This is a genomic window from Marinobacter shengliensis, from assembly GCF_003007715.1.
Lineage (GTDB): Bacteria > Pseudomonadota > Gammaproteobacteria > Pseudomonadales > Oleiphilaceae > Marinobacter > Marinobacter shengliensis.
Genome location: NZ_PXNO01000007.1, coordinates 52,169 through 74,734 on the forward strand (window position 1 = coordinate 52,169; position 22,566 = coordinate 74,734).

General features: G+C 58.7%; 23 protein-coding genes. 15 read left to right on the forward strand and 8 right to left on the reverse strand.

What is annotated here, in order from left to right:
- Window positions 1-17 precede the first annotated feature (17 nt).
- Window positions 18-1,541, reverse strand: coding sequence for a DEAD/DEAH box helicase (locus C7H10_RS01465; RefSeq protein ID WP_106693390.1), 1,524 nt, complete (start codon window positions 1,539-1,541; stop codon window positions 18-20).
- Window positions 1,542-1,738: 197 nt separating this feature from the next.
- On the opposite strand from C7H10_RS01465, the gene C7H10_RS01470 reads away from it, so the two are divergent.
- Complete coding sequence (locus C7H10_RS01470) at window positions 1,739-2,527, forward strand: acyl-CoA thioesterase (RefSeq protein WP_106693392.1); 789 nt, start codon at window positions 1,739-1,741, stop codon at window positions 2,525-2,527.
- Window positions 2,528-2,539: 12 nt separating this feature from the next.
- On the opposite strand, the gene C7H10_RS01475 is transcribed toward C7H10_RS01470, so the two are convergent.
- The 3 genes from C7H10_RS01475 to C7H10_RS01485 form a co-directional block, all read right to left on the reverse strand.
- Complete coding sequence (locus C7H10_RS01475) at window positions 2,540-3,439, reverse strand: haloalkane dehalogenase (RefSeq protein WP_061333030.1); 900 nt, start codon at window positions 3,437-3,439, stop codon at window positions 2,540-2,542.
- Between the two features lie 122 nt (window positions 3,440-3,561).
- A complete protein-coding gene (locus tag C7H10_RS01480; RefSeq protein ID WP_058090983.1) occupies window positions 3,562-3,810 on the reverse strand; it encodes a hypothetical protein in 249 nt (82 codons plus the stop codon).
- Window positions 3,811-3,907: 97 nt separating this feature from the next.
- The gene (locus C7H10_RS01485; RefSeq protein ID WP_061333031.1) at window positions 3,908-4,258 is read right to left on the reverse strand and encodes a hypothetical protein; all 351 of its coding nucleotides are present in this window, start codon (window positions 4,256-4,258) and stop codon (window positions 3,908-3,910) included.
- Between the two features lie 137 nt (window positions 4,259-4,395).
- On the opposite strand from C7H10_RS01485, the gene C7H10_RS01490 reads away from it, so the two are divergent.
- Both C7H10_RS01490 and C7H10_RS01495 read left to right on the forward strand, forming a co-directional pair.
- Window positions 4,396-5,487 (forward strand): AI-2E family transporter, encoded by a 1,092-nt coding sequence (locus C7H10_RS01490; protein WP_061333032.1) that lies wholly within the window; start codon window positions 4,396-4,398, stop codon window positions 5,485-5,487.
- A gap of 102 nt (window positions 5,488-5,589) precedes the next feature.
- Complete coding sequence (locus C7H10_RS01495) at window positions 5,590-5,988, forward strand: peptidoglycan-binding domain-containing protein (protein WP_061333033.1); 399 nt, start codon at window positions 5,590-5,592, stop codon at window positions 5,986-5,988.
- 69 nt (window positions 5,989-6,057) lie between these two features.
- On the opposite strand, the gene ilvD is transcribed toward C7H10_RS01495, so the two are convergent.
- On the reverse strand, window positions 6,058-7,893 hold the full coding sequence (gene ilvD / locus C7H10_RS01500) for a dihydroxy-acid dehydratase (protein WP_106693393.1): 1,836 nt from the start codon (window positions 7,891-7,893) through the stop codon (window positions 6,058-6,060).
- Between the two features lie 151 nt (window positions 7,894-8,044).
- On the opposite strand from ilvD, the gene C7H10_RS01505 reads away from it, so the two are divergent.
- Together C7H10_RS01505 and C7H10_RS01510 are read left to right on the forward strand one after the other, a co-directional pair.
- Window positions 8,045-9,298, forward strand: a complete 1,254-nt coding sequence (locus C7H10_RS01505; protein WP_106693395.1) for an HDOD domain-containing protein — start codon at window positions 8,045-8,047, stop codon at window positions 9,296-9,298.
- Between the two features lie 45 nt (window positions 9,299-9,343).
- Window positions 9,344-9,922: an LON peptidase substrate-binding domain-containing protein gene (locus C7H10_RS01510; protein WP_072678278.1), complete on the forward strand. Its 579-nt coding sequence runs from the start codon at window positions 9,344-9,346 to the stop codon at window positions 9,920-9,922.
- On the opposite strand, the gene C7H10_RS01515 is transcribed toward C7H10_RS01510, so the two are convergent.
- Genes C7H10_RS01515 through C7H10_RS01525 form a run of 3 tightly spaced genes read right to left on the reverse strand, consistent with a single transcriptional unit; the run spans window position 9,919 to window position 13,384 of the window.
- On the reverse strand, window positions 9,919-11,376 hold the full coding sequence (locus C7H10_RS01515; RefSeq protein ID WP_106693396.1) for a bifunctional DedA family/phosphatase PAP2 family protein: 1,458 nt from the start codon (window positions 11,374-11,376) through the stop codon (window positions 9,919-9,921). The genes C7H10_RS01510 and C7H10_RS01515 overlap by 4 nt on opposite strands.
- Complete coding sequence (locus tag C7H10_RS01520) at window positions 11,373-12,371, reverse strand: GGDEF domain-containing protein (protein WP_106693397.1); 999 nt, start codon at window positions 12,369-12,371, stop codon at window positions 11,373-11,375. Before C7H10_RS01520 ends, C7H10_RS01515 begins: the two co-directional genes overlap by 4 nt.
- Entirely contained in the window at window positions 12,368-13,384 is a 1,017-nt protein-coding gene (locus tag C7H10_RS01525) for a GGDEF domain-containing protein (RefSeq protein ID WP_106693399.1), read from the reverse strand. Before C7H10_RS01525 ends, C7H10_RS01520 begins: the two co-directional genes overlap by 4 nt.
- 137 nt (window positions 13,385-13,521) lie before the next feature.
- Here C7H10_RS01525 and C7H10_RS01530 point away from each other — a divergent pair, with 137 nt between their 5' ends.
- The 10 genes from C7H10_RS01530 (at window position 13,522) to lipB (ending at window position 22,565) form a co-directional block, all read left to right on the forward strand.
- Complete coding sequence (locus C7H10_RS01530; RefSeq protein ID WP_106693400.1) at window positions 13,522-14,778, forward strand: glutamate-5-semialdehyde dehydrogenase; 1,257 nt, start codon at window positions 13,522-13,524, stop codon at window positions 14,776-14,778.
- A gap of 4 nt (window positions 14,779-14,782) precedes the next feature.
- Window positions 14,783-15,433 carry a nicotinate-nucleotide adenylyltransferase gene (gene nadD / locus C7H10_RS01535; RefSeq protein WP_106693401.1) on the forward strand — a complete coding sequence of 217 codons (651 nt, stop codon included), beginning with the start codon at window positions 14,783-14,785 and terminating at the stop codon, window positions 15,431-15,433.
- Window positions 15,434-15,503: 70 nt separating this feature from the next.
- Window positions 15,504-15,854 carry a ribosome silencing factor gene (gene rsfS / locus C7H10_RS01540; RefSeq protein ID WP_058090972.1) on the forward strand — a complete coding sequence of 117 codons (351 nt, stop codon included), beginning with the start codon at window positions 15,504-15,506 and terminating at the stop codon, window positions 15,852-15,854.
- A 2-nt stretch (window positions 15,855-15,856) separates the two neighbouring features.
- A complete protein-coding gene (rlmH, locus tag C7H10_RS01545) occupies window positions 15,857-16,327 on the forward strand; it encodes a 23S rRNA (pseudouridine(1915)-N(3))-methyltransferase RlmH (protein ID WP_106693402.1) in 471 nt (156 codons plus the stop codon).
- Between the two features lie 8 nt (window positions 16,328-16,335).
- Window positions 16,336-18,231: a penicillin-binding protein 2 gene (gene mrdA / locus C7H10_RS01550; protein WP_106693404.1), complete on the forward strand. Its 1,896-nt coding sequence runs from the start codon at window positions 16,336-16,338 to the stop codon at window positions 18,229-18,231.
- Window positions 18,231-19,373 (forward strand): rod shape-determining protein RodA, encoded by a 1,143-nt coding sequence (gene rodA / locus C7H10_RS01555; protein ID WP_106693405.1) that lies wholly within the window; start codon window positions 18,231-18,233, stop codon window positions 19,371-19,373. Before mrdA ends, rodA begins: the two co-directional genes overlap by 1 nt.
- 115 nt (window positions 19,374-19,488) lie before the next feature.
- Window positions 19,489-20,391 (forward strand): septal ring lytic transglycosylase RlpA family protein, encoded by a 903-nt coding sequence (locus C7H10_RS01560; protein ID WP_106693406.1) that lies wholly within the window; start codon window positions 19,489-19,491, stop codon window positions 20,389-20,391.
- Between the two features lie 49 nt (window positions 20,392-20,440).
- Entirely contained in the window at window positions 20,441-21,607 is a 1,167-nt protein-coding gene (locus C7H10_RS01565) for a D-alanyl-D-alanine carboxypeptidase family protein (RefSeq protein ID WP_106693408.1), read from the forward strand.
- Between the two features lie 42 nt (window positions 21,608-21,649).
- Window positions 21,650-21,919 (forward strand): HP0495 family protein, encoded by a 270-nt coding sequence (locus C7H10_RS01570; protein WP_058090966.1) that lies wholly within the window; start codon window positions 21,650-21,652, stop codon window positions 21,917-21,919.
- Window positions 21,920-21,923: 4 nt separating this feature from the next.
- Complete coding sequence (gene lipB / locus C7H10_RS01575; RefSeq protein WP_058090965.1) at window positions 21,924-22,565, forward strand: lipoyl(octanoyl) transferase LipB; 642 nt, start codon at window positions 21,924-21,926, stop codon at window positions 22,563-22,565.
- Window position 22,566 lies beyond the last annotated feature (1 nt).

A 22,566-nucleotide genomic window follows, 5' to 3' on the forward strand; every position in this document is an offset into this window, starting at 1 on the left:
GCTAGCGGTTCTGGCCTTCAGCGCGGGGCGCGCTTGGGGCCATTGGCAGAGGGCTTGCCGCCCTTGCCAGCAGGCTTGCCCTTGGGTGGGCCCTTGCGGAAGCCGGGCTTGCCATCTTTGCTGAATTTCTTGCCAGGAGCGCCTTTACGGAAGCCACCTTTGCCGGGAGGCGGGCCTTTGCGGTCGCGACGGGGCGCTGCGGACACTTCCGGCAGGGCTTCGGGCTGCTCCAGCGGCAGTGAATCCGGCTGGGAGGCTTCAAGCAAGCAGGCCAGGGCGCCAGCAACGGCCGCCATGTCCATGTCATTGCGCTCGGCAATGTCGTCCAGCAGGGCAATGGCCTTGGCAGATCGGGGATCGTTGGTGAAGCCCAGCAGTTGCTCTTCAAACTGCTCTACTCGCATTTTCTGCAGCGCAGCCGGTGACGGCAGCTGGTACGGTTCCATCGGAGAGTTGGTGGCCCGCTCCAGGGTGCGCAGCCAGCTGCGCTCGCGCGGTGTGACCAGCAAAATCGCCTTGCCGGTGCGGCCCGCACGGCCGGTGCGGCCAACCCGGTGGATGTACGCCTCGGTGTCGTAGGGCACGTCGTAGTTGATCACGTGGGTAATCCGGGGTACGTCCAGGCCACGGGCAGCAACGTCAGTGGCGATGATGATGTCTTTCTTGCCGCGCTTGAGGTCTTCTACGGTCTGTTCACGCTGGCGCTGGTTGAGGTCACCACTCAGGGGCGCAACCGCATGGCCACGGGCTGACAGTTTTTCAGCCAGCAGGGTGGTTTCTGCCTTGGTGCGTACAAAGATAATGGAGGCGTCGAACGGCTCCACTTCCAGGATGCGGGTCAGGGCATCCAGTTTGCGCTCGGCGTAGACCGGTAATACGAATTGCGAGATACGCTCAACCGTGCGGGTTTCGCTCTCGATTTTTACTTCTGTCGCATTCTTGAGATAGGTTTGCGCAACCTTCTTGATCTGCGGCGGCATGGTGGCCGAGAACAGGGCGCGCTGACAGGTGTCCGGTGTCTTCGCCAGAATCGCTTCTACGTCGTCGATAAAGCCCATGCGCAGCATTTCGTCTGCTTCATCCAGCACCAGTGCCTTCAGGCTGCCCAGCTTCAGGGTGCCTTTGCGCAGGTGGTCCAGCATCCGGCCTGGCGTACCCACGATGACCTGGGCGCCACGCTTCAGGCCGCGGATCTGTGGCGCAAAGTCCTGGCCGCCGTAAATCGGCAGAACGTGGAAGTGTTTGAACTTGCTGGCGTAGGTGGTGAACGCCTCGGCCACCTGAATGGCCAGCTCCCGGGTAGGAGCAAGCACCAGAATCTGGGGCTCTGCAACGCTGGCATCAATGCGGCTCAGCAGCGGAAGTGCAAACGCGGCCGTTTTGCCAGTACCGGTCTGGGCAACACCCAGTAGGTGGTTGCCGGCCAGCAAGGCTGGAATGGATTGCGCCTGGATGGGCGACGGGGTTTCATAGCCAACTGCGGAGACGGCTTCCAGTACTGCTGGATCCAGCCCCAGTTCGGCAAAAGACAATTCTGACATGAATGTACTCGGTATTCGGAGGGTATCGCATTACAAATGCAATGCATGATTTTGAAACATTATAGTCGGTTTGGGCAGTCTTTAACATGACTATTGCCGGTAATAGGGTAGGTAGTTGCCGGGGAAGCCGCTTGCCAGCTTCGGTAAACTGCGGCAGTCTTGGTTGTTTGCAGGCTAATTAACAGGAATGGAAGAGTATGACGTTCGATGAGCTTCTGAATTCGGTGCGCGAGGGCCGAGACGTTGTGATCCCGGCCAGTTGGGGGCAGGGACGGGCTACCTTCGGTGGGCTGGTAGCGGCACTGGCGTTCGATGTGATGGCGTCGAAAGTTGCTTCTGGCAGGGCGATGCGGGCGATGCAGGTGTCGTTTGTCGGGCCGGTGGAACCGGATGTGCCTGCGGTGTTTGAGGCAGAGCTGTTGCGTGAGGGCAAGGCGGTCTCTCAGGTTCAGGGGCGAATTCTGCAGAACGGTGAGACCAGACTGGCATGCCTGGCGAGTTTTGGCGGTGACCGGGAGTCGTCGGTTCAGGTAGCGCCATCGCCTGCCCCGGCGGCTGCTCCGGTAAACCAATGCCAGGAGTTGCCATACATTCCCGGAGTTACCCCGGAATTTACCCAGCATATCGACATGCGTTGGGCGTTCGGCAACATGCCGTTTTCCGGCAAGGGTGGTCGTGATATGGGGGGCTGGATGCAGTTCCGGGAAACGCCCTCTGCTCTGACCGACGCGCACATTGTGGCGTTGGTGGATGCCTGGCCGCCTGCGTTATTGCCGCACTTGAAAGGTCCTGCACCGGCCAGTTCCCTGAGCTGGGCGTTGGAGATTGTGCACCCGCGGCCGACCATGAAGCCGGGAGAGTGGCTGCTCTACAGGGCCACGATTGATCAGGCAGGTGCCGGTTACGGCCATACCCATGCCGGTATCTGGACTGAGAGCGGCGAACTGGTGGCGCTGAGCCGCCAGACAGTGACCGTTTTTGGTTGAATGGGTGGGGGCTCAGGCCGCCATTTCAGCTTTCAGGGCATCCAGTATGACCCGGGCAAACTCCCTGGGGGAGTCCTCCTGCAGGAAATGGCCACCGCGCAGGGTAATGTGGGGCTGTCCTAGTGCCCCGGGAATGCGTCTTTGCATGTGACGATCACCTCCCCGGGTGATCGGATCGCCATTGCTGAAGCAGGTGATGAAGGGCTTGCGCCATTTCTCCAGGATTCGCCAGGCCTCACGGTTGGCGGCGCTGGCTGGATCATCCGGTGAAACCGGAACCAGGCCCGGAAAGGCGCGGGCGCCCGCTTTGAATGCCGCGCTCGGAAAGGGTGCCTCGTATGCCGCCATCTCACCCGGGCTCAGAGCCCTTTCGGTACCCAGCTGTATGATGCGGGCCACGGGAAACCAGGGGCTGTGGCTGGCAAACGCTTTCCAAGCACGGAACACTGCAGGCACCGGCGAGTCTCCGGTAGGCAGCATGCCGTTACCGACAATGATCCGGCTGAAACGTCTGTGATGTTCTGCGGCCAGTCTCAGGCCAAGCAGTGATCCCCAATTCTGACACACCAGGGTGATGTTGGTGAGGTTCAGGTCTTCCAGCCAGCGGGCCAGCCAGCTCATATGGCTACTGTAGCTGTAATCGGTCACATTGGCTGGTTTGTCGGATTTTCCGAAGCCGATCAGATCCGGTGCCAGTACCCTGTAACCTGCTTCTGCGACCATGGGGATCATGTGCCGGTAAAGGTAGGACCAGGAGGGCTCGCCATGCAGCATGACCACCGGTGCTCCATTGGTCGGACCTTGATCGACGAAGTGCATGCGCAGGCCTGGCTCAACGTCCAGATAATTTGCTTGGAAGGGATAATCCGGAAGGCCTGCGAAGCGGGCTTCGTCGGTTCTCAGAATACGCATGCCATCGACTGTCCTGACTGATTGGTTGCGTGATTGTCTTTACGGCAATCGTCGGAAATCAGGATAAATCAGATGGAAATTTTGTGTGTTTGAGTTGCGTAACAGTGCGTTGCCGGTTTGAATCAGGACGCGATATCAAACAGGCGTTCAGGGTTGTCAATCCGGGCCAAAGCATCGTCACAACAATTGACGGCGCCACAGTCGTCGGCCGAGCACAGGCCGATGGTATGGCAATGGATGTCCTGATGGCCGTCGCCCTGGTTTCTGAAAATCCTGGCTCTGGAAAGAATGGAACGGCAATGGCCGCATAACAGTGTCGGCACGGCACTGCCTTCGGCCAGGATGGCGGTGTAATGGGTAGTATTTGTCATAATAATCCTCCTGATCCATAGAACATAAGGACAAAATGTGACAGTTCAAAGTCGCCACAGTGATCCTGCATTGGTTCGGGTTCAGCAGTTATACGTATCAGGCGTCAGGATCGACCACGGGGCGACGGTTTGAGCGTTTGTCCTCCCAGTCCAGGTCTTTCGGGTCGTACCAGCCGAGTTTGTCCATGACCCGGTGCCGGGTATACTCGGACAGGGTTGGCCACAGTTCCTGGAAGTCTTCCAGCCCTCTGTCCCGTTGCCTCTGCTGTTTGCTCTGCAAGCGGTTGATGATGCGCGGAAGATGTAGGGCTTCACCGAGTTGACCAGGCACCAGAACTTCCTGCCCCATCACCTTACGGCGGTGCATACGCGAAGCCAGAACCTTCTGGAGTTCTGTCGCGGCCTCAAGGGCTGTTTCAACGGTAAAAGCGTCTGAATCCAACAACATGACCTGTTAATTGGCTGATCGATAACCTGATACTATATCGTGAAGGTGGCTATAGTGGCCACGCTATCGTGTTAGTCTGTTTTTTCGTGAAACGTTCCATCCGGTATGGGCACCGTTCGCTTCAGGGTATAGGGATTATGTACGCAAAACTTGAGACACGGACTTTTCTGGCGATGCTGGTGGGCGTTTCCATCGCCTTCGCGTTGTTGATGAAACCATTTTTCGGGCCAATATTCTGGGCCATCGCCATTGCCCTGATCTTTTACCCGGTCAACCAGTGGCTGACCCGCCGGCTGGGCCACCGGCCTAACATCAATGCGATAATTACCCTGCTGGTTTGTATTGTTATCGTGGTGATTCCGGTTCTGGGGCTGGGCGCGGCCCTGATTACCGAAGGCATGGGGCTATACCAGAAGATCCAGAGCGGTGAGATCCGTCCTGGTGAATACATTGACCAGGTCAACCGGTCGTTCCCTGCCATTCAGGCGTTTCTGGGCCAGTTTGATATCAGTTTCGGTGAATTGCGGGATCGCGTGGTCAGTGCGTTTGTTGGTGGCAGCCAGTTCCTTGCCAAGCAGGCGCTGGGCATCGGCCAGAACACTTTCCAGTTTTTCCTCGGCCTGGCGCTTATGGTGTATCTGGCGTTTTTCCTGATTCGGGATGGCCAGCAACTGGTAGAGCTGCTGATCAAGGCATTGCCCCTGGGTGATGAGCGGGAGCGCCTGCTGTTTGCCAAGTTTGCCGAAGTTACCCGGGCAACGGTCAAGGGCAATTTGCTGATTGCCATCATTCAGGGTGCCCTGGGTGGCGTGATTTTCTGGATTCTGGGGATCTCCGGTGCGCTCCTGTGGGGGGTGGTGATGGCCATTTTCTCCCTGCTACCGGCCGTTGGCGCTGCCATTGTGTGGATTCCGGCGGCGGTCTACCTGGCTGCCATCGGTGACGTGGTGCCAGCGGTCATTCTGACGGTCTACGGTATGGTGGTAATTGGCCTGGCCGATAACCTGTTACGGCCAATCCTGGTGGGGCGGGATACCAAGATGCCCGACTACCTGGTTTTGTTGTCGACCTTGGGCGGGCTTGTCATGTTCGGCATTAACGGGTTTGTGATGGGCCCGCTGGTGGCGGCTCTGTTCATGGCGTTCTGGGGTATCTTTATCCGGGAATTTGGCAACGAAAGCACCGGGAATATGCCGAAACGTGCGACAGGTTCGGCAGAGGACGACTGATCTGTGTTAGGGTCTGTGGGTCGCCCGGGCTTGTGGAGATGGGCGCCACATAATAATAAATAGACCGATATCCCTGAGGTATCAGGAGCAGATCAGGTGTCAATGACGAATCCTTTCAGCCATCGCATACGAATGGCGGCTATGGCCGCCGGAACTATCGCCTTCCTGGGATTAACATCCCCGGCCTATGCCAACGACGTAGTCGCCCTCAAGCATGCTTTGTACGGTGCCGGTTACGATATAGAAAACGTTAACCCGGAACTGGACAGTAATACCCGAGCCGAACTGGAAAAGTTCCAGCGTGACCAGGGGCTTGAGGTAACCGGTTCGCTGGATGAGGCAACCGAGCGCGCCCTGGGCATGACCGCTGTGCAGCCGGTGGCCAGCGCCGCGGGCCAGGCCGGAGCTGGAGCTGCGCCGGCGGCAGAGGAGAGTGCCGCTGCCGCGACTGAGCCGGAGCCCGAAGAGGAAGAAGAGAAGAGCGGCTGGTCACTGTGGTGACCGGACGATAGCCACAAAAAAGCCCGCCAGGCATCCGTCAGGCGGGCTTTTTTGTTAGTGCGTGGGGGCCTAGTCCAGTTTGGACAGGTCCCGCACAGCACCTTTGTCGGCACTGGTCGCCAGCAGCGCGTAAGCCTTGAGTGCCGCAGAGACTTTGCGGTCGCGGGCGAGTTCGGGCTTCCAGCCTCTAGCGTCACGGTCTTTGCGACGTTTGTCCAGTTCTTCGTTGCTGACCTGCAGATTGATGCTGCGCTCCGGGATGTTGATCAGGATGGTGTCACCATTCTCGATCAGGCCGATGGCACCACCGGCGGCGGCTTCTGGTGACGCGTGCCCGATGGACAATCCGGAAGTGCCACCTGAGAAGCGGCCGTCCGTCAGCAGGGCGCATTCCTTGCCGAGGCCCTTGGATTTCAGGTAACTGGTGGGGTACAGCATTTCCTGCATGCCTGGGCCACCACGGGGGCCTTCGTACCGGATAATGACGACCTCGCCGGGTTTGACTTCGTCGCTCAGAATGCCGGCAACTGCCGCATCCTGACTTTCAAATACCCTGGCTTTACCCTCGAACACGTAGATGCTTTCATCCACCCCGGCTGTTTTTACCACGCAGCCGTCCTGGGCAATATTGCCGAACAGAACCGCCAGGCCACCCTCGGAAGAGTAGGCGTTTTCAACGGACCGGATGCAGCCGTTTTCACGGTCGCCGTCCAGGCTGGGCCAGCGGGTGCTCTGGCTGAAGGCGGTCTGGGTGGGAATGCCAGCGGGGCCGGCCTTGTAGAACTCAACCACTTCCGCGGTGGGAGAACGCATGATGTCCCATACTTCCAGGGCATCTCTCATGGTTTTACTGTGTACTGTTGGCAAATCGACGTTGATCAGCCCGCCACGTTCCAGTTCACCCATGATGCCCATGATGCCGCCGGCCCGGTGTACATCTTCCATATGGTATTTCGGGGAGTTGGGGGCCACCTTGCACAGCTGGGGGACTTTCCGCGACAGCTGGTCAATTTCGGCCAGCGTAAACTCAACACCGCCCTCCTGGGCCGCTGCCAGCAGGTGCAGAATCGTGTTGGTGGAGCCGCCCATGGCAATGTCCATGACCATCGCATTCTCGAATGCGGAGAAAGACGCAATGCTGCGTGGCAGCACGCTGGCATCGTTCTGCTCGTAATAGCGCTTGGCATTCTCCACAATTTGACGACCGGCGTTCAGGAACAGCTGTTCACGGTCGGCGTGGGTGGCCAGCATGGAACCGTTGCCGGGCAGCGCCAGGCCAATGGCTTCGGTAAGGCAGTTCATGGAGTTGGCAGTGAACATGCCGGAGCAGGAACCGCAGGTAGGACAGGCGCTGCGCTCGTATTCTTCGACCATTTCATCGGTGGCCGTCGGGTCCGCTGCGATCACCATGGCATCCACCAGGTCCAGTTTGTGCTCGGACAACTTGGTTTTGCCGGCCTCCATCGGGCCACCGGAGACGAAGATTGTCGGAATGTTCAGGCGCATGGCGGCCATCAGCATGCCAGGGGTGATCTTGTCGCAGTTGGAAATGCAAACCAGCGCGTCGGCACAGTGGGCGTTAACCATGTACTCGACGGAATCGGCAATTATTTCCCGGGAGGGCAGGGAGTAAAGCATGCCGTCGTGGCCCATGGCGATGCCATCATCCACCGCGATGGTGTTGAACTCTTTGGCAACGCCGCCAGCCGCTTCGATCTCACGGCAGACCAGTTGTCCGAGGTCTTTCAAGTGAACGTGGCCAGGCACAAACTGGGTGAAGGAGTTGGCAACGGCGATGATGGGTTTGCCAAAGTCTTCATTTTTCATGCCGGTGGCGCGCCAGAGCGCCCGGGCACCGGCCATGTTGCGGCCAGCGGTTGATGTATGGGAACGGTACTGGGGCATGGTGTGCTGCTGTCTCCCTGATTATCTGGTTGTACTTGAGCACAAAGGATACCAGATTAAACGCTGGTCGCATGGCTGTTTTGCCAGTGCGTGTTTACAATACGTAACAAGTAACGGGATATTTTGACCAGAATTGCGAGGGAGTCTGTCTATGGGTGGCCAGGAAAGCCTGCAGCTGCGTCGTCTCAAGGATTTCCAGCCATTGGGGCGGTTGACGGACGACCAATTGGTGTTGTTAGCCAGCCGGGCTGAACGCCGGACCCATGGGCCCGGCCAACGGGTGATAGAGCGGGGCGTTCGCGACGGCCTGGACTTTTTCCTGATATCCGGGAAGGTAGAGCTCGAGTCTGTGGACGGGCGCAAAACGGTGATTGAGGCTGAAACGGAAAAGGCACTCAACCCCATTGCCCGGTTGCAGCCCAGGATGTACGACGTTACTGCGGTCAAACCCTGCGAGTTTCTGGTCATTGAGCAGGAGATTCTGAACCAGATGCTGAGATCGGCGCCGGTCGCCCAGGTGGAAATGGATTCCGGGGATGGCGGCGCCGATGAAAGTGAAGAACATCATCTGTTGATGGAGTTTTACGCCGAACTCCGCTCCAATCAGCTCAAGTTGCCCAGTGTGCCGGATGTGGCCTGGAAAGTGCGCCGGGTGGTGGACCGCGAAGACTCGACGGCGCTCGATGTATCCAAGGCGGTCTCAGCCGACCCCGCCATGGCGGCAAAGCTGGTGCGGTCCTGCAACAGTCCGTTGTACCGGGGGTTCAGTGATGTCCGGAACGTGCGGGAGGCGGTGGTTCGTTTGGGTATGCGAACCACCCGGCAGTTGGTGACGGTATTTGCCATGCGTGAGGTGTTCAAGACTCGTCGGGCCTCGCTGCAGAAGGAAATGGAACAGCTTTGGCGGCATTCCCGGGAGGTGGCGGCCTTGTGCTGGGTGCTGGCGGATCATGCCACCCGGATTGATCCGGAAGAGGCCTTGCTGGCGGGCTTGCTGCACGATATTGGTATCGTTCCGGTCCTGGTGCAGGCCGAGCACCATGTGAACCTGTTTGCCGATGAAAAGAACCTTCAGCATGCCATGTCGGAGTTGCGGGCCGATGTAGGGTGTGCGGTTCTGGAGAACTGGCAGTTTCCGAAAGCATTTATCGAGTCCGCCCGCCACGCGGAAGACTGGCGCTATGAGTGTCGGGAGTCTGCGCCCCAACTGGTTGATGTTGTGATTGTTGCGCAGTTGCATTCCTTGATCGGATCCAGTCAGAATGCCGGCTTGCCCGCTTTTGACCAGGTGCCAGCCTGGCGCCGCCTGGGGGAACTGGACCTCAATGCCTCCCGGAGCCTGCAACTTTTGAGTGAGGCACGTGAACGGGTAGACGAGGTGCAGAAGCTCCTGTCCATCCGATAACCAATGCCTGATGACGGAGTCTGCCCGGCAGTGAATGACACCATTATGAATGTTCCCCTGTTTCCGTTGAATTCAATTGTTTTGCCCAAGGGGCGCATTCCCCTCCAGCTGTTTGAGCCGCGTTACATCGATATGCTCTCCCGGTGTATGAAAGAAGACCGTGGGTTTGTGGTGGTCTTGCTCCGTGAGGGCGGTGAAACCGCCCGACAGGCGGCATTCTACGACATCGGAACCTACGTGAGGATTATCGATTTCCAGCAATTGGACAGCGGGCTGCTCGGGATTACCGTGGAAGGTGAGTTGAAAGTGTCTGTTGTTCGCAGCTGGCAGCAGGAAGACGGCTTGAACCTGGGGGACGTGGAGTGTCTGATCGCAGAGGCCGAAAGTGAGGTCCCTGAGCGTTACCATGAATTGCCTTCCGTGCTGAGGGCGTTGTTCCGGCACCCGGTTGTCAAGGATCTGGGTATGGACGTGGACTACGAGGATGCCCGGGACGTAGGCTGGCGGCTAACGGAACTGCTGCCCCTGGACAAGCAGGAAAAACAGCGGCTGGCAGAATTGCAGGATCCCCTGGAGCGGCTGCAGCGACTTCAGGAGTTGCTCGAGGCGCTGGAGCAGAATTAGTTCGGTGGCAAGGGCGAATAGGCGAGACTGGCAGCGTCCCACTGGGTGATGAGGTAACCTGCGGCGAACGCCAGCCAGAGCATCACCGCCGCCCAGGTCAGGGCATCCGGCCAGACCGGTACCCGGTCATAGCGGCTGTAGCTGGCGCGAATGGCGCCGGTAATGGCCATTCCCAATAGTACTCCCCCCAGTACGTCGGTAAACCAATGTACCCCCAGGTAGAGTCTGCTCAGGGCAATGGGCACCAGAGGCAAGGACAGCAATACATAGGTTTGCCAGCGCTGGCGCACCCTGTTTTCGCCAGCGATGAAGCTGGCGGCCATGGTGACCAGCACCGTTGCCCCTGCGGCATGGCCGCTGGGAAAGGCGCCTGAGGCCGGTGGTCTGAGCACCTGATCCGGGCGATCTACCATCAGGCCGGTTTTGACCAGCCATACGCAGGCAAAGCAGAGAATGGCCGCCAGGGCAATGTGCAGGGCAGCGGCGTAATATCCCCTGAACGACAGAACGGCCACCGCCAGTATGGCCGCACTGATCAGCACCGGCGGGTCGCCCATGAGCGTGGCGGCGATCACCGGAATATCCAGCAGCGGTTGTCGCAGCACTTCAAACCAGGCAACGACCAGTTGATTCAGCTCGTTAATCCGCCGGCTGTAAGTGACCAGTTGTGTCAGGATCACAAACATTGCCAGCGACCCCGTAGCCAGAACAATCGATGGCAGTGGAAATTCGCCTTTGCGGGCAGGCCGTTCGTTGGTGTAAAGCCGCCAGAACCGATGCGTGGTGTCGTAACGGGCCATGAATGACTCCAGCCAGCGGTAGGGCCTGCTGCCCTCGCCAACTCCAAGCCGGAACTGAAGAACCACAACATACAAAGTCACCAGCACCGCTGCGCTGATGCCAATAACCGGGTAGAAATGAGGGGGTGGCTCTATTTCGCTGGCGAGGGCGCTGCCGACGGCATAGCCCGGCAGCACATAGACCAGGGCCCAGCCGACGGCGGAAATCAGGTTGAGGGTAAGAAACCGGCGCCATGGCATGTGCAGCGCACCGGCAATCAGCGGGATGACCGGGCGGATAGGGCCGATAAAACGCCCGGCAATCACACTTTTGCCGCCGTGGGCATTAAAAAAAGACTCACCCCGGGTAATCAGCCCCGGGTAACGGCTGAAGGGCCAGACCGAATGCAGACGCCCCTTGAAGAAACGGCCCACGGTAAAACTGATGAGGTCACCGATAACCGCTCCCATGCCGGCCCAGGCCAGGGCTTCGGACAGGGGCATGCCGGATTTTCCTGCCAGTGCGGCAAAACCAAACAGCATGGCAACGCCGGGCACGACAATGCCGGCAATCGCCAATGACTCCACCATGGCGGTTGCAAAGAGTGCCAGTATCAGCCAGCCGGGGTTGTCTGCCACCCAGGCCGCCGCTTCAGCCAGCCAGCTGTCAATCATATGTCGACGGACTCTCCCGGGCTGAACCAGGCCGAATCCATACCCCGTTTACGTGCCTGATGCATCGCCTGATTGGCCCGGTTACGCAGTGAGACCGTACTGGTATCGCCGTTGCCTCGAGTGGTGCAGCCCAGGCTGACAGACAACCGACCAATACCGCTCCACTCCCGTTCGCCGATGGTCCTGCGAATCCGCTCGGCAATGACGCGCACGCCTTCCTCCGGAGTAAAGGGAAGGATCAGGAAAAACTCGGAATCGTTCAGGGTGTACAGGCTGTCGCCCGCCCGGATAACGCCAAACAGGTGCTCAGTGACCGATTTAAACAGGTTCTGCAGCCCGGCTTTGCCATGCAGGTCTCTAATTTCGTCGGTGTAATCAAAACTCAGGTTGATCACTGACAGGGGGTGGCCAGTGGCAATCGCTCTGCTGATTTCCTTTTGCAGGGTTTCGTCAAGAAACCGTGAGTTGTGGGCGCCGGTGACCGGGTCGGTAATGGCAAGATCCTCCGCAGATTGGGCGATGTGGTCGTAGTGCCAGATGTACAGCGCACCCACTGCAAGTGTCAGGATCAGGCCCGCGGAGGTCATCAGTGCGTAGGCGGCGGAATTGCCGAACCACACAGCGCCAATCACCGGTACCAGGAGCAATGCCGACAGGCTCAATCCCTGGCGAAGCGGCAGAACCAGAAGATTCAGGATCAGGAGCGGCATCGCCCAGTGAGTTACCCCAGGGCTGTCCAGAACCAGAATGGCGGCCACCAGCCCTGCGTTGAGGCCGGCCAGAATCAGCAGGTGCCCGGGGGCCGATAGCTGCTGGCGGCGACAAACGAAGGTATAGATCAGCCCGGCCAGCAACAGGCAAGTCATCGCCAGGGCGAGATAGAATAACTCGTAAAAGCCGTAGCGCAGGTTTTGCAATGCCAGTGAGAAAATGAACAGGGCTGCCAGTCCGTAGCCGAAGCTGTGAGTCCAGGTTCTGAGTCTTGTTTCTGTCATCGCGCGTCACCTTGGGTGCCGGTGGAGCTCTGGACATCCGGGTGCAGCCAGTTGCTGTAGGCCTGGGTGCGGTTGCCCCCCTGTTGCTGCGCCCGGCGTAGCGCGTTGGCGGCACTGTGTTGCAGACTGTCGGCGTCGTCGCCGATGTTCAGGCCGGCAATGCCGGTGCTGACGGTCAGTTTCATGCCATGGGATGCCAGCAGCTTGCACAGGCCATTGCGGATTTTTTCGGCGCTGGCTGCTGCCCCTGCGGTATTAATGCCGGGCAGGATTACCAGAAACTGCAGGTCGGCTACCCGGTAGTAAGTGTCAAAATCCCGAAGCTGGGAATGCAGGTAGCGGCCAATTCTGGGCAGGATGGCGCGAATGTCTTCGTCCGGATCATTGTCGCTCAGGTGGGTGTCCAGTCCGATCATCATCACAGACATGTCGGTACCCTCACGCTCGCTGCGCTGGATTTCCTTGTGCAGGTCGGCAGACAGGTACTCCCGGCTGGCGGCCTGGGTGAGTTCGTCGGTTCGCCTCAGCGGTGCCAGCTGCCGGGCCTTGTATTCTCGCAAGAAGATCAGCAGCGTGGAGAGCAGCGTTGTCAGCACAAAGGCGCTGATCATCTGGTGGCGGTCGGGAAGAATCACGGCCCATTGGGTGGAAACCAGTATGGCAAAGGTCAGGAGTGCAGTGATCAGGGCTGCAATATAAGTTGGCGTCAGGGCAAAAGTCACCAGCGGTAGTGCATAGAGCCAGTGGCTGAGCGCCCAGGGCCCCTGCCAGAGTGCGACCAGCAACAGGATTGCCAGGATTGAATAGCTGGCTGTTTTGACGTGTTTCCAGAGCCGGGCATGGTGGCTGGTGAAACGTGGGTTGCTGGCCAGGCTGATGCCCGCCGCCGTGGCAGCGCAAGCTGCCAGCAGGAATTCGCCCAGCATTATGCCGGCTGCGCTGGTGAGCGCAAGGGCAACAAAACCGGCTCTTGAGAGCCGGCCTGGCAGGAACTTTTCAGCCGACTGGGGCATGTTATCTATCCTTTGCTGGCGCATCCATTTGAATCTGTGCAGCGCTATAATAGTCGTTTGGGATGCGGACTTGAAACGGGAAAGGTAAAGTAGCGTTCCAGTTCCGGAATCAGTATGCAAAATATAAAGGTAATCCGATGGATGTAGCAGCCTACATGGCAGAACTTGGTCAACAGGCTCGGGCCGCCGCTCGGGAAGTGGCCCGCTCAACCACCGCCGTTCGCAATCAGGCACTGCTGGCAACCGCCAGGGCGTTGAGCGCTGCCCGTGCCGAGCTGGTGCGGGCCAACCAGAAGGATCTTGAAAATGGCCGGGCGAATGGACTGGATGATGCCATGCTCGACCGCCTGGAGCTTACCGAGGCCCGCATTGACACCATGATTGAAGGGCTGCAACAGGTGGCAGGCTTGCCAGATCCTGTGGGTGAAATTACCGACATGACCTACCGGCCATCCGGCATTCAGGTTGGCAAGATGCGGGTGCCTCTGGGGGTGATTGGTATTATCTACGAATCCCGCCCCAACGTGACGGTTGAAGCAGCCAGCCTGTGCCTGAAGTCGGGTAATGCTACCATTCTGCGCGGCGGTTCTGAGGCTATTCATTCCAACCAGGCCATCGCTGCCTGCCTGGCGACCGGGCTGGCTGAAGCCGGTTTGCCTGAAACGGCAGTACAGGTGGTGGCGACGACCGACCGGGCCGCCGTGGGTGAACTCATTACCATGCCCCAGTATGTGGATGTGATTGTGCCGCGGGGCGGCAAGGGCCTGATAGAACGAATCAGCCGCGACGCCCGGGTGCCGGTCATCAAACACCTGGACGGTGTATGCCATGTTTACGTAGACAGCCACGCGGACCCTGAAAAGGCGCTGAAGGTCGCGGTCAATGCAAAGACCCACCGTTACGGGACCTGCAACACCATGGAAACCCTGCTGGTGGATGAGGAAATTGCCGACGACCTCTTGCCTCTGCTGGCTCAGGAGTTTGTCGCCAAAGGGGTTGAGCTGCGTGGCTGTGAACGCACCCGGGCGGTACTGCCCGATGTGATCGCGGCCACGGAAGAAGATTGGCACGCGGAGTACCTTGCGCCGATTCTTGCGGTGCGGGTTGTTGCCGGGCTGGATGCCGCCATAGATCACATCAACCGCTACAGTTCCCAGCACACCGAGAGCATTATTACCGAAAACTACACCCGTGCTCGCCGGTTCCTGACCGAGGTCGATTCCAGTTCGGTGATGGTGAATGCTTCTACCCGGTTCGCTGACGGATTCGAATATGGTCTGGGTGCGGAGATCGGTATCTCGACCGACAAGCTCCATGCCCGTGGACCGGTAGGTCTGGAAGGGTTGACGTCACAGAAATACGTGGTGTTTGGCGACGGCCACATCCGGACATGATGTCATGCACGTGATCTACGGCGGCACCTTTGACCCGATCCATCACGGCCACCTGCGCCTTGCGCTGGAGATAGCCGATGCCCTGGCGGTGACAAAGGTGCATCTGGTGCCCTGCCATATTCCCCCGCATCGTGGCAGCACCGGTGCCAGCTCCGAACAGCGGCTGGAACTTATCCAGCTGGCCATCGAGGGCGAGCCGGGGCTGCGGGTGGATGACCGCGAACTGCGCCGGGCTGGCGCCTCCTATACGGCCGACACCCTGCGTCAGTTGCGACAGGAGCTGGGGCCGGATGAACCTCTGGTGATGGTGGTGGGCACCGACGCCTTTGCCGCTTTTGATCGCTGGCGTGAATGGGCCGACATTCCAGGTCTGGCGCACATTGTGGTTGTTAAGCGCCCTGGTTCGGATTTGCCCGTTGGCAGTGAGGCGGCTCGCCTGGTGCGTGAACGCCGGGCAGACGGCCCCGAGGCTTTAAACTCAGCGCCTTGCGGGGCGTTGCTGGAGCTGGACCCGCCCCTGCTGGATATATCTGCAACGGGAATCCGGCAACGCATCGCAGACGGGCGCTCTCCCCGGTATCTGACCCCGGATTCTGTCTGGCAGAGAATCCAGGCGCTCGGCCTGTACGGTGCGTGCCCCGCAGGGAACTTTTAATGGTACAATTTCGTCTGAATATCATTTATCGGGCGGTCATCCTGGCCGGAGCCCGGAAAACAGGGTAATTATGCAGGCAGAACAACTGAAAGATCTGGTCGTAACCGCACTTGAAGATATCAAGGCACAGGACGTCAGTGTGATTGATGTCCGTGATCGAACCAGTGTTACCGACTTTATGGTTCTTGCATCCGGCACCTCAAGCCGCCACGTAAAATCCCTGGCAGACTCCGTCGTATCTGAAGCCAAAGATCAGGGTGTAAGGGCAAACAACGTTGAAGGCGAAGGTGGCAGCGACTGGATTCTGGTGGATCTGGGAGACGTGGTCGTGCATGTCATGATGCCTGCAACTCGCGAATTCTACGACCTGGAACGCTTCTGGCGTGACGCGCCGGACCTGGGTGCGGCAGGTCACGAGTAACCATGAAACTGCGTCTGATCTGTGTGGGGCAGAAGATGCCCGACTGGGTCAGTGCGGGGTATAACGATTATGCTCGCCGGATGCCGCCGGAGCTGCCCCTGGAACTGACCGAAATTGCCATGGCTCACCGGGGTAAGAACCCGGATATTCCGCGGCTGATGCAGCGTGAAAGCGATGCCATCCTGGCGTCGGTCGCCCCCCGTGACCGGGTCATCGCTCTGGAAGTGGGCGGCAGACCCTGGTCCACGGAAAAACTGGCCAGCCAGCTGGAGAGCTGGCAACAAGACGGTCAGGATGTCTGTTTTCTGGTTGGCGGCCCCGATGGTCTGGCCGATGCCTGCCGGCAGCGAGCTGACCAGCAGTGGTCTCTGTCGCCGCTTACCTTGCCCCACCCCCTGGTGCGTATTGTGCTCGCCGAGCAGCTCTATCGCGCCTGGTCGATCACCCGTAACCACCCATATCACCGGGCCTAGGAGTTTCCATGGCCTGGGGCGAATTCAAGGATACCGCAGCCGAGCGCCGGCTGTTCCAGCGCCGTGCCGTGGTCATGCTGGTGTTGGTCCTGTTAATGATGATCGGCCTGCTGGCGCGGATGTACCAGCTACAGATTGTCGAACATGAGATCTACACCACGCTGTCAGACAAAAATCGGGTTCAGGTCCAGTCTGTGCCACCGCCCCGGGGCCTGGTTTACGACCGGAACAATCTGCTGCTGGCAGAGAATCGCCCGGTGTTCAGCCTTACGCTGGTGCCAGAGCGCGTGGCGGGTATGGAGGCCACCCTGGCCCGGTTGTCCGAGATTCTGGATATCGCCGAGGAGGACATAGAACGGTTTAAGAGGCGGCTCCGTGAACCTCGCCGGCCCTTCCAGGAAATACCTCTGAGCTACGATCTGGGTGAAGAGGAAATTGCCCGAATGGCGGTGCACCGGCATGAGTTCCCCGGCGTGGAAGTTCGCGCTGAACTGGTTCGATATTACCCCCACAGTGAACTGACGGCTCATGCCCTGGGCTTTGTTGGCCGAATCAATCGGGAAGAGTTGCAGCGGATTGACCCGGTGAACTACGCCGGAACCAACTACATCGGAAAATCCGGTATTGAGCGATTCTACGAGCAGGTGTTGCATGGTACCGTGGGTTATCAGCATGTCGAAACCAATGCTCGGGGCCGTATTCTGCGGGTGCTAGAGCGGGTAAACCCGGTGCCCGGTGAGGATCTTCAGTTGCACCTTGACCTGCGCCTGCAACGCAAGGCCTACCAACTGCTCGAAGGGCGTCGTGGCGCTATTGTGGCTATCGAACCGGAGACTGGAGGTATCCTGGCGCTGGCCAGCGTGCCAGGCTTTGATGCCAACAAGTTTGTCACCGGTATCAGTGTTGAGGACTACCGCAATCTCAGTACCGATATTGACAAACCCCTGTTCAACCGGGCCCTGCGTGGCCAGTATCCGCCAGGTTCCACGATCAAGCCGATGATGGCGATTGCCGCCCTGGACAGCGGCGTGACCAATCGGGAAAGGCGAATCTGGGACCCCGGATACTTTCAGTTGCGCGAGGGGGGGCGGCGTTTCCGGAACTGGAACAGATCCGGCGACGGCTGGGTTGATCTCAAGTATTCCATGGCCCGATCCAACGACGTTTACTTCTATGAGGTAGGCGTTGAAATGGGTGTCAGCGTGATGTCCGAATACCTGGCACATTTCGGCTTTGGCGAAGATGCCACCCTGGATGTGTCGGGGGCGCTGAGCGGTCTGTTGCCCACCGCAGACTGGAAACGGGCCGCCCGTAATGAGCCCTGGTATCCGGGGGATTCTGTGAACATGAGTATCGGTCAGGGGTTCATGCTGGCGACGCCCCTGCAGCTGGCAACGGCAACCACGCTGATTGCCAATCGTGGCGTATGGGTTGAGCCCAGGCTGCTTAAGGACATTCGCGGTGACCGTTCGGTGGATGAGTTTCTTCCTTCAGAAACCCATGAGCCGCTGATACTGAAGAACCCGGACGATTGGGAATACGTAGTGGACACAATGGAAGAGGTGATGCATGGCGCCCGAGGCACGGCGCGTTCTTCGGGGCAGGGGGCCAGTTACCGGATGGCTGGAAAAACCGGAACCGCACAGGTGTTCAGTCTCGCAGAAGATGAAGAGTATGATGAAGAGCAGGTGCGCGAGCGCCTGAGGGATCACGCTCTTTTCGTTGGCTTTGCACCCTCTGATAACCCCAAGATCGCTGTTGCTGTCATCGTTGAGAATGGTGGTGGCGGCAGCTCCACGGCCGCACCGGTTGCCCGTGCCCTGTTTGATGCCTGGCTTGAGGAGTTGCCGGCGACGGAACAGTCGTCGGTGATCAGTCAGGTTAACCCGGAGGAGGGGCGCTGATGGCATTGGGGAGCTTGCTCAATAACCCGGCGAATCACCATCTTGGCCGTTCGCGGGGGTTCTGGTCGGCCATCCATCTGGATCCTTTGCTGCTTTTGATGCTGTTGTTGCTCATGGGCGGTGGCCTTTTCGTGCTTTACAGTGGCGCTGACCGTAACATCGAAGTGGTCAAGGCTCAGGGCATCCGGTTTGGTGTGGCGCTGGTGGTGATGTTTGTTTTTGCCCAACTGGACCCGGCGGTATTCCGGCGTTGGGCTCCGTGGTTATATGCGGCTGGCATGGTAGGGCTTGTGGCCGTGCTGTTGGTGGGCGTGGGGGCTAAAGGGGCTCAGCGCTGGCTGGCGATTCCCGGGCTGCCCAGGTTTCAGCCCTCGGAATTCATGAAACTGGTTGTTCCGATGATGGCTGCCTGGTATCTGTCGCGGCATTTTCTGCCGCCGCGCCTGTCCCACGTCGCGGTTGGGTTGATCCTGGTACTGGTGCCCATGGCCCTGATTGTTCAGCAGCCCGACCTTGGTACTTCACTGCTGGTGGGTATGGCCGGGATATTTGTGGTGTTCTTTGCTGGCATGAGCTGGAAGCTGATTTCAGCGTTCTTTGCGCTGGTATCGGTATCTGCGCCGATGATGTGGTTCTTCGTCATGAGGGACTACCAGAAACAGCGAGTGCTGACATTGCTCGACCCCCAGAGTGACCCTCTGGGAGCCGGCTGGAACATCATCCAGTCCAAAACCGCCATTGGTTCCGGTGGCATGGATGGCAAAGGATGGTTGCAGGGTACCCAGTCCCATCTGGAGTTCCTTCCCGAAAGTCACACGGATTTTATCGTGGCAGTGCTGGCCGAGGAATTCGGTTTTATTGGCATGTTGCTGCTGATGACCCTGTATTTCTTGATCATTCTTCGTTGCCTGTATATTGCGGTCACCGCTCAGGATTCATTCAGTCGTCTGCTGGCCGGTGCCTTGACCATGACCTTCTTTATCTACGTTTTTGTGAACGTTGGCATGGTCAGTGGATTGCTGCCCGTGGTGGGTGTGCCCCTGCCACTGGTCAGCTATGGTGGCACGTCCGGGGTAACGTTGATGGCAGCGTTCGGGGTGCTGATGTCGATTCATACCCATCGCCGTATGATCTCTGCGTAGAGGGTGTAAGCGATGATGGCTTGCCGGTAATGGTGAATACTGCCGGGAACCCGTTACAATATTACAGGTCACTAAGGCTGGGTGCCGGATGAAGATGCATGGGTTGCCGAACATAATGATCAGGGAACAAAGAACAATGTGGTTGGGGGTGCTGGTAAGCCTGATCCTTGCGGGTTGCTCCAGTACGCCCAAGTCGACATCTTCAGAGCCGGATCACTCATCACGCTATACGATCAAACAGGATAGAGCGCCTTCCGGGAGTTTCGATGTTTCGGGCCTGCAAGATGCGGTTCCCCGTTACGAGCAGCCCCGGAATGCCGGCAATATGGCACAGTACAAGGTGTGGGGGAAAACCTACCGGGTTATGGACAGTAACGACGGCTACGTCGCCCGGGGAATCGCCAGCTGGTACGGCGAGAAGTTCCATGGTCACAAAACGTCCAATGGCGAGATATTCGACATGTATTCGATGTCTGCCGCCCACAAGTCCCTGCGCATACCGAGTTATGCCCGGGTGACGAACCTTGAAAACGGCCAGTCTGTGATTGTTCGGGTGAACGATCGCGGGCCGTTTCACGATGACCGGCTGATTGATCTGTCGTACGCGGCGGCCAAGAAACTTGGCTACAAATCCAAGGGCACCGCAAGGGTTGAGGTGGCAGCGATCACCGTTCGCGAAGACGGCTCCATGACGCTGGCCGGCAAACCGTTCAAGCCGGGTGTCGGGGCACCTGCTGTCGCCGCTGCTCCGGTGCCTGGCCAATCGGTGGGCGGGAACAGTGGGCTGTTTGTTCAGCTCGGCTCGTTCAGCCAGCGCGACCCCGCGGAGGCCTTGCTGGCAAAGGCGCGGGGCGTCATCGAAACCCCGATGCGAGTGCGCGAAGTGACAACAGGCTCTGGCCGCTTTCACCGGGCCCAGATAGGGCCATTCAGTGATGAGTCCGAGGCCCGTCATGCACAGAATTTACTGGAATCCCGGGGCTTTGGTCAGTCTATTGTGCTGACCGACAGCCACTGATTCCTGAAACCCCAGAAGAAAATACACCTTACGACGAATGAACCTACCCATGGCTTTTAATTCAGTGATTCGCAGCTTTGTTTTTGTCTTGTCCCTGGCCACCCTGCTGGTGGGACAGGCGGTTGCCCAGTCGGCTTTGATTCCGTCTCCGCCCCAGATCGCAGGCAGTTCCTGGGTGCTGAAGGACCCTCTCAGTGGTCGTATCATCATGGAGCATAACAGCCAGGAACGAGTGCCGCCTGCCAGCCTGACCAAGATGATGACGGCCTACATCGTTGAGCGCGAGCTGGATGAAGGCCGAATTGCCATGACGGACATGGTGCCGATCAGCGTTAAGGCCTGGCGAACCGGCGGCTCCCGGACCTTTGTTCGGGAGGGTACACAGGTATCCGTGGAAGACCTTCTTAAGGGCGTGATTATTCAATCCGGCAACGACGCCTCCGTCGCGTTGGCGGAGTTTGTGGCCGGTAGTGAAGATGCCTTCGTGGATATCATGAACCAGCAGGCGCGCCAGCTGGGTATGAACAATACCAATTTTGAGAATGCCACCGGGTTGCCACATCCTAATCAGTATTCCACCGCTTATGACCTGGCCCTGCTGGCCAAGGCCATTATTGAGGACTACCCGGAGAACTACCCGTTGTATGCGGTGAAAAGCTTTACCTACAACAACATTCGTCAACCGAACCGGAACAGTCTGTTGTGGCGGGATGAAAGTGTGGATGGCCTGAAAACCGGCCATACTGAAGAAGCCGGTTACTGCCTGGTGGCCTCTGCCAAGCGGGACAACACGCGGCTAATTGCTGCCGTGATGGGAACCAGCAGTGCCGAGGTGCGGGCCCGCGAAGTTCAGAAGATGCTGAACTATGGCTTCCGTTACTATGAGACGGAGCGCCTGTTCCGGGCCGGTCAGGAGCTGGTGGATGCCAAGGTCTGGGGTGGCAAGAGCGATCAGATTTCTGTAGGCCTGGCGGAGGATGTGTTTGTAACGATTCCCCGTGGTGCCCGGGATAAGCTTGAATCAACCGTAGACCTTGATTCTGTCATCAAGGCACCCATCAAGGTGGGGGATGAGCTGGGCCGGATCCAGGTTATGCTCGACGGTGAGGTGTTGGTGGATGAGCCTGCACTGGCACTGACTGATGTGCAGCAGGGTGGCGTTTTCAAACGGCTTTGGGATGCTATCAAACTGTTTTTCGTACAACTGTTCAATTAAGGTGGTCGGCGATAGCCAGCCGGGCATCGGGGAGTATCTGGCATGAGTGAGCCTAAAGCGCCGAAGATCGAGTTTCCCTGTGACTACGTCATCAAGGTGATCGGCAATTCCGCTCCGGATTTCACCGAGTTTGTCGTGGAAGTTGTGGAGCAGCACGCTCCTGGTATCAGCGAAACGGATATTTCGGTGACGGACAGTAGCAAAGGTCGATTTTCCTCGGTGCAGCTCAAGATTGTGGCCACTGGAGAAGCGCAGCTCAAGGCCCTGTTCGAAGATCTGAAAGCGAGCGGTCGTGTGCACATGGTGCTCTGACGCCATGGCTGATCTGATTGTCCGTTCCTTGGGCCAGCAGCCCTACATGGAAGCCTGGGAAGCGATGAAAACCTTCACCGCCAACCGGGACGAAACCACCGTGGATGAGCTGTGGTGCCTTGAGCACCCGCGGGTGTTTACCCAGGGCCAGGCGGGCAAGGCAGAGCATATTCTGTTGCCGGGCGATATCCCGGTGATTCAGGTGGACCGGGGCGGGCAAGTGACCTATCACGGCCCCGGCCAGCTTGTTATCTACCTACTGATCGATCTGCCCCGTTGCAAACTGGGTGTTCGGGAGCTGGTGGATCATATCGAGCAGGCTATTGTTCGCACGCTTGCGCAATCGGGCATCGAGGCGGCGCCAAGGCAGGATGCGCCGGGTGTCTATGTCAACGGCGCCAAGATTGCCTCGTTGGGGTTGCGGGTACGCCGGGGTTGCTCGTTCCATGGTCTGGCGCTCAACGTCAATATGGATATGGAACCGTTCAGCCGCATTAATCCCTGCGGCTACGCCGGTATGTCCATGTGCCAGGTCAGTGATTTCGAACCGGAAGCCAGCGTGTACAGCCTGGAGCATAGGCTTGTTCACGAGCTGGTCAGCGGTCTCGACCGCCAGCAGGTGGAGCTGCGACAGGGCTGGCAATGAT

What these genes read in the sequence shown, in the direction of transcription:
- rsfS (WP_058090972.1), top strand. Translation starts at nt 15,504, where the DNA reads ATGCAGGCAGAACAACTGAAAGATCTGGTCGTAACCGCACTTGAAGAT.
- C7H10_RS01525 (WP_106693399.1), bottom strand. Translation starts at nt 13,384, where the DNA reads ATGCCCCAGTCGGCTGAAAAGTTCCTGCCAGGCCGGCTCTCAAGAGCC.
- mrdA (WP_106693404.1), top strand. Translation starts at nt 16,336, where the DNA reads ATGGCCTGGGGCGAATTCAAGGATACCGCAGCCGAGCGCCGGCTGTTC.
- C7H10_RS01465 (WP_106693390.1), bottom strand. Translation starts at nt 1,541, where the DNA reads ATGTCAGAATTGTCTTTTGCCGAACTGGGGCTGGATCCAGCAGTACTG.
- C7H10_RS01505 (WP_106693395.1), top strand. Translation starts at nt 8,045, where the DNA reads ATGGGTGGCCAGGAAAGCCTGCAGCTGCGTCGTCTCAAGGATTTCCAG.
- C7H10_RS01475 (WP_061333030.1), bottom strand. Translation starts at nt 3,439, where the DNA reads ATGCGTATTCTGAGAACCGACGAAGCCCGCTTCGCAGGCCTTCCGGAT.
- C7H10_RS01515 (WP_106693396.1), bottom strand. Translation starts at nt 11,376, where the DNA reads ATGATTGACAGCTGGCTGGCTGAAGCGGCGGCCTGGGTGGCAGACAAC.
- nadD (WP_106693401.1), top strand. Translation starts at nt 14,783, where the DNA reads ATGCACGTGATCTACGGCGGCACCTTTGACCCGATCCATCACGGCCAC.
- C7H10_RS01530 (WP_106693400.1), top strand. Translation starts at nt 13,522, where the DNA reads ATGGATGTAGCAGCCTACATGGCAGAACTTGGTCAACAGGCTCGGGCC.
- C7H10_RS01510 (WP_072678278.1), top strand. Translation starts at nt 9,344, where the DNA reads ATGAATGTTCCCCTGTTTCCGTTGAATTCAATTGTTTTGCCCAAGGGG.
- rodA (WP_106693405.1), top strand. Translation starts at nt 18,231, where the DNA reads ATGGCATTGGGGAGCTTGCTCAATAACCCGGCGAATCACCATCTTGGC.
- C7H10_RS01565 (WP_106693408.1), top strand. Translation starts at nt 20,441, where the DNA reads ATGGCTTTTAATTCAGTGATTCGCAGCTTTGTTTTTGTCTTGTCCCTG.
- C7H10_RS01495 (WP_061333033.1), top strand. Translation starts at nt 5,590, where the DNA reads ATGACGAATCCTTTCAGCCATCGCATACGAATGGCGGCTATGGCCGCC.
- C7H10_RS01490 (WP_061333032.1), top strand. Translation starts at nt 4,396, where the DNA reads ATGTACGCAAAACTTGAGACACGGACTTTTCTGGCGATGCTGGTGGGC.
- ilvD (WP_106693393.1), bottom strand. Translation starts at nt 7,893, where the DNA reads ATGCCCCAGTACCGTTCCCATACATCAACCGCTGGCCGCAACATGGCC.
- rlmH (WP_106693402.1), top strand. Translation starts at nt 15,857, where the DNA reads ATGAAACTGCGTCTGATCTGTGTGGGGCAGAAGATGCCCGACTGGGTC.
- C7H10_RS01560 (WP_106693406.1), top strand. Translation starts at nt 19,489, where the DNA reads ATGATCAGGGAACAAAGAACAATGTGGTTGGGGGTGCTGGTAAGCCTG.
- C7H10_RS01485 (WP_061333031.1), bottom strand. Translation starts at nt 4,258, where the DNA reads ATGTTGTTGGATTCAGACGCTTTTACCGTTGAAACAGCCCTTGAGGCC.
- C7H10_RS01570 (WP_058090966.1), top strand. Translation starts at nt 21,650, where the DNA reads ATGAGTGAGCCTAAAGCGCCGAAGATCGAGTTTCCCTGTGACTACGTC.
- C7H10_RS01520 (WP_106693397.1), bottom strand. Translation starts at nt 12,371, where the DNA reads ATGACAGAAACAAGACTCAGAACCTGGACTCACAGCTTCGGCTACGGA.
- lipB (WP_058090965.1), top strand. Translation starts at nt 21,924, where the DNA reads ATGGCTGATCTGATTGTCCGTTCCTTGGGCCAGCAGCCCTACATGGAA.
- C7H10_RS01480 (WP_058090983.1), bottom strand. Translation starts at nt 3,810, where the DNA reads ATGACAAATACTACCCATTACACCGCCATCCTGGCCGAAGGCAGTGCC.
- C7H10_RS01470 (WP_106693392.1), top strand. Translation starts at nt 1,739, where the DNA reads ATGACGTTCGATGAGCTTCTGAATTCGGTGCGCGAGGGCCGAGACGTT.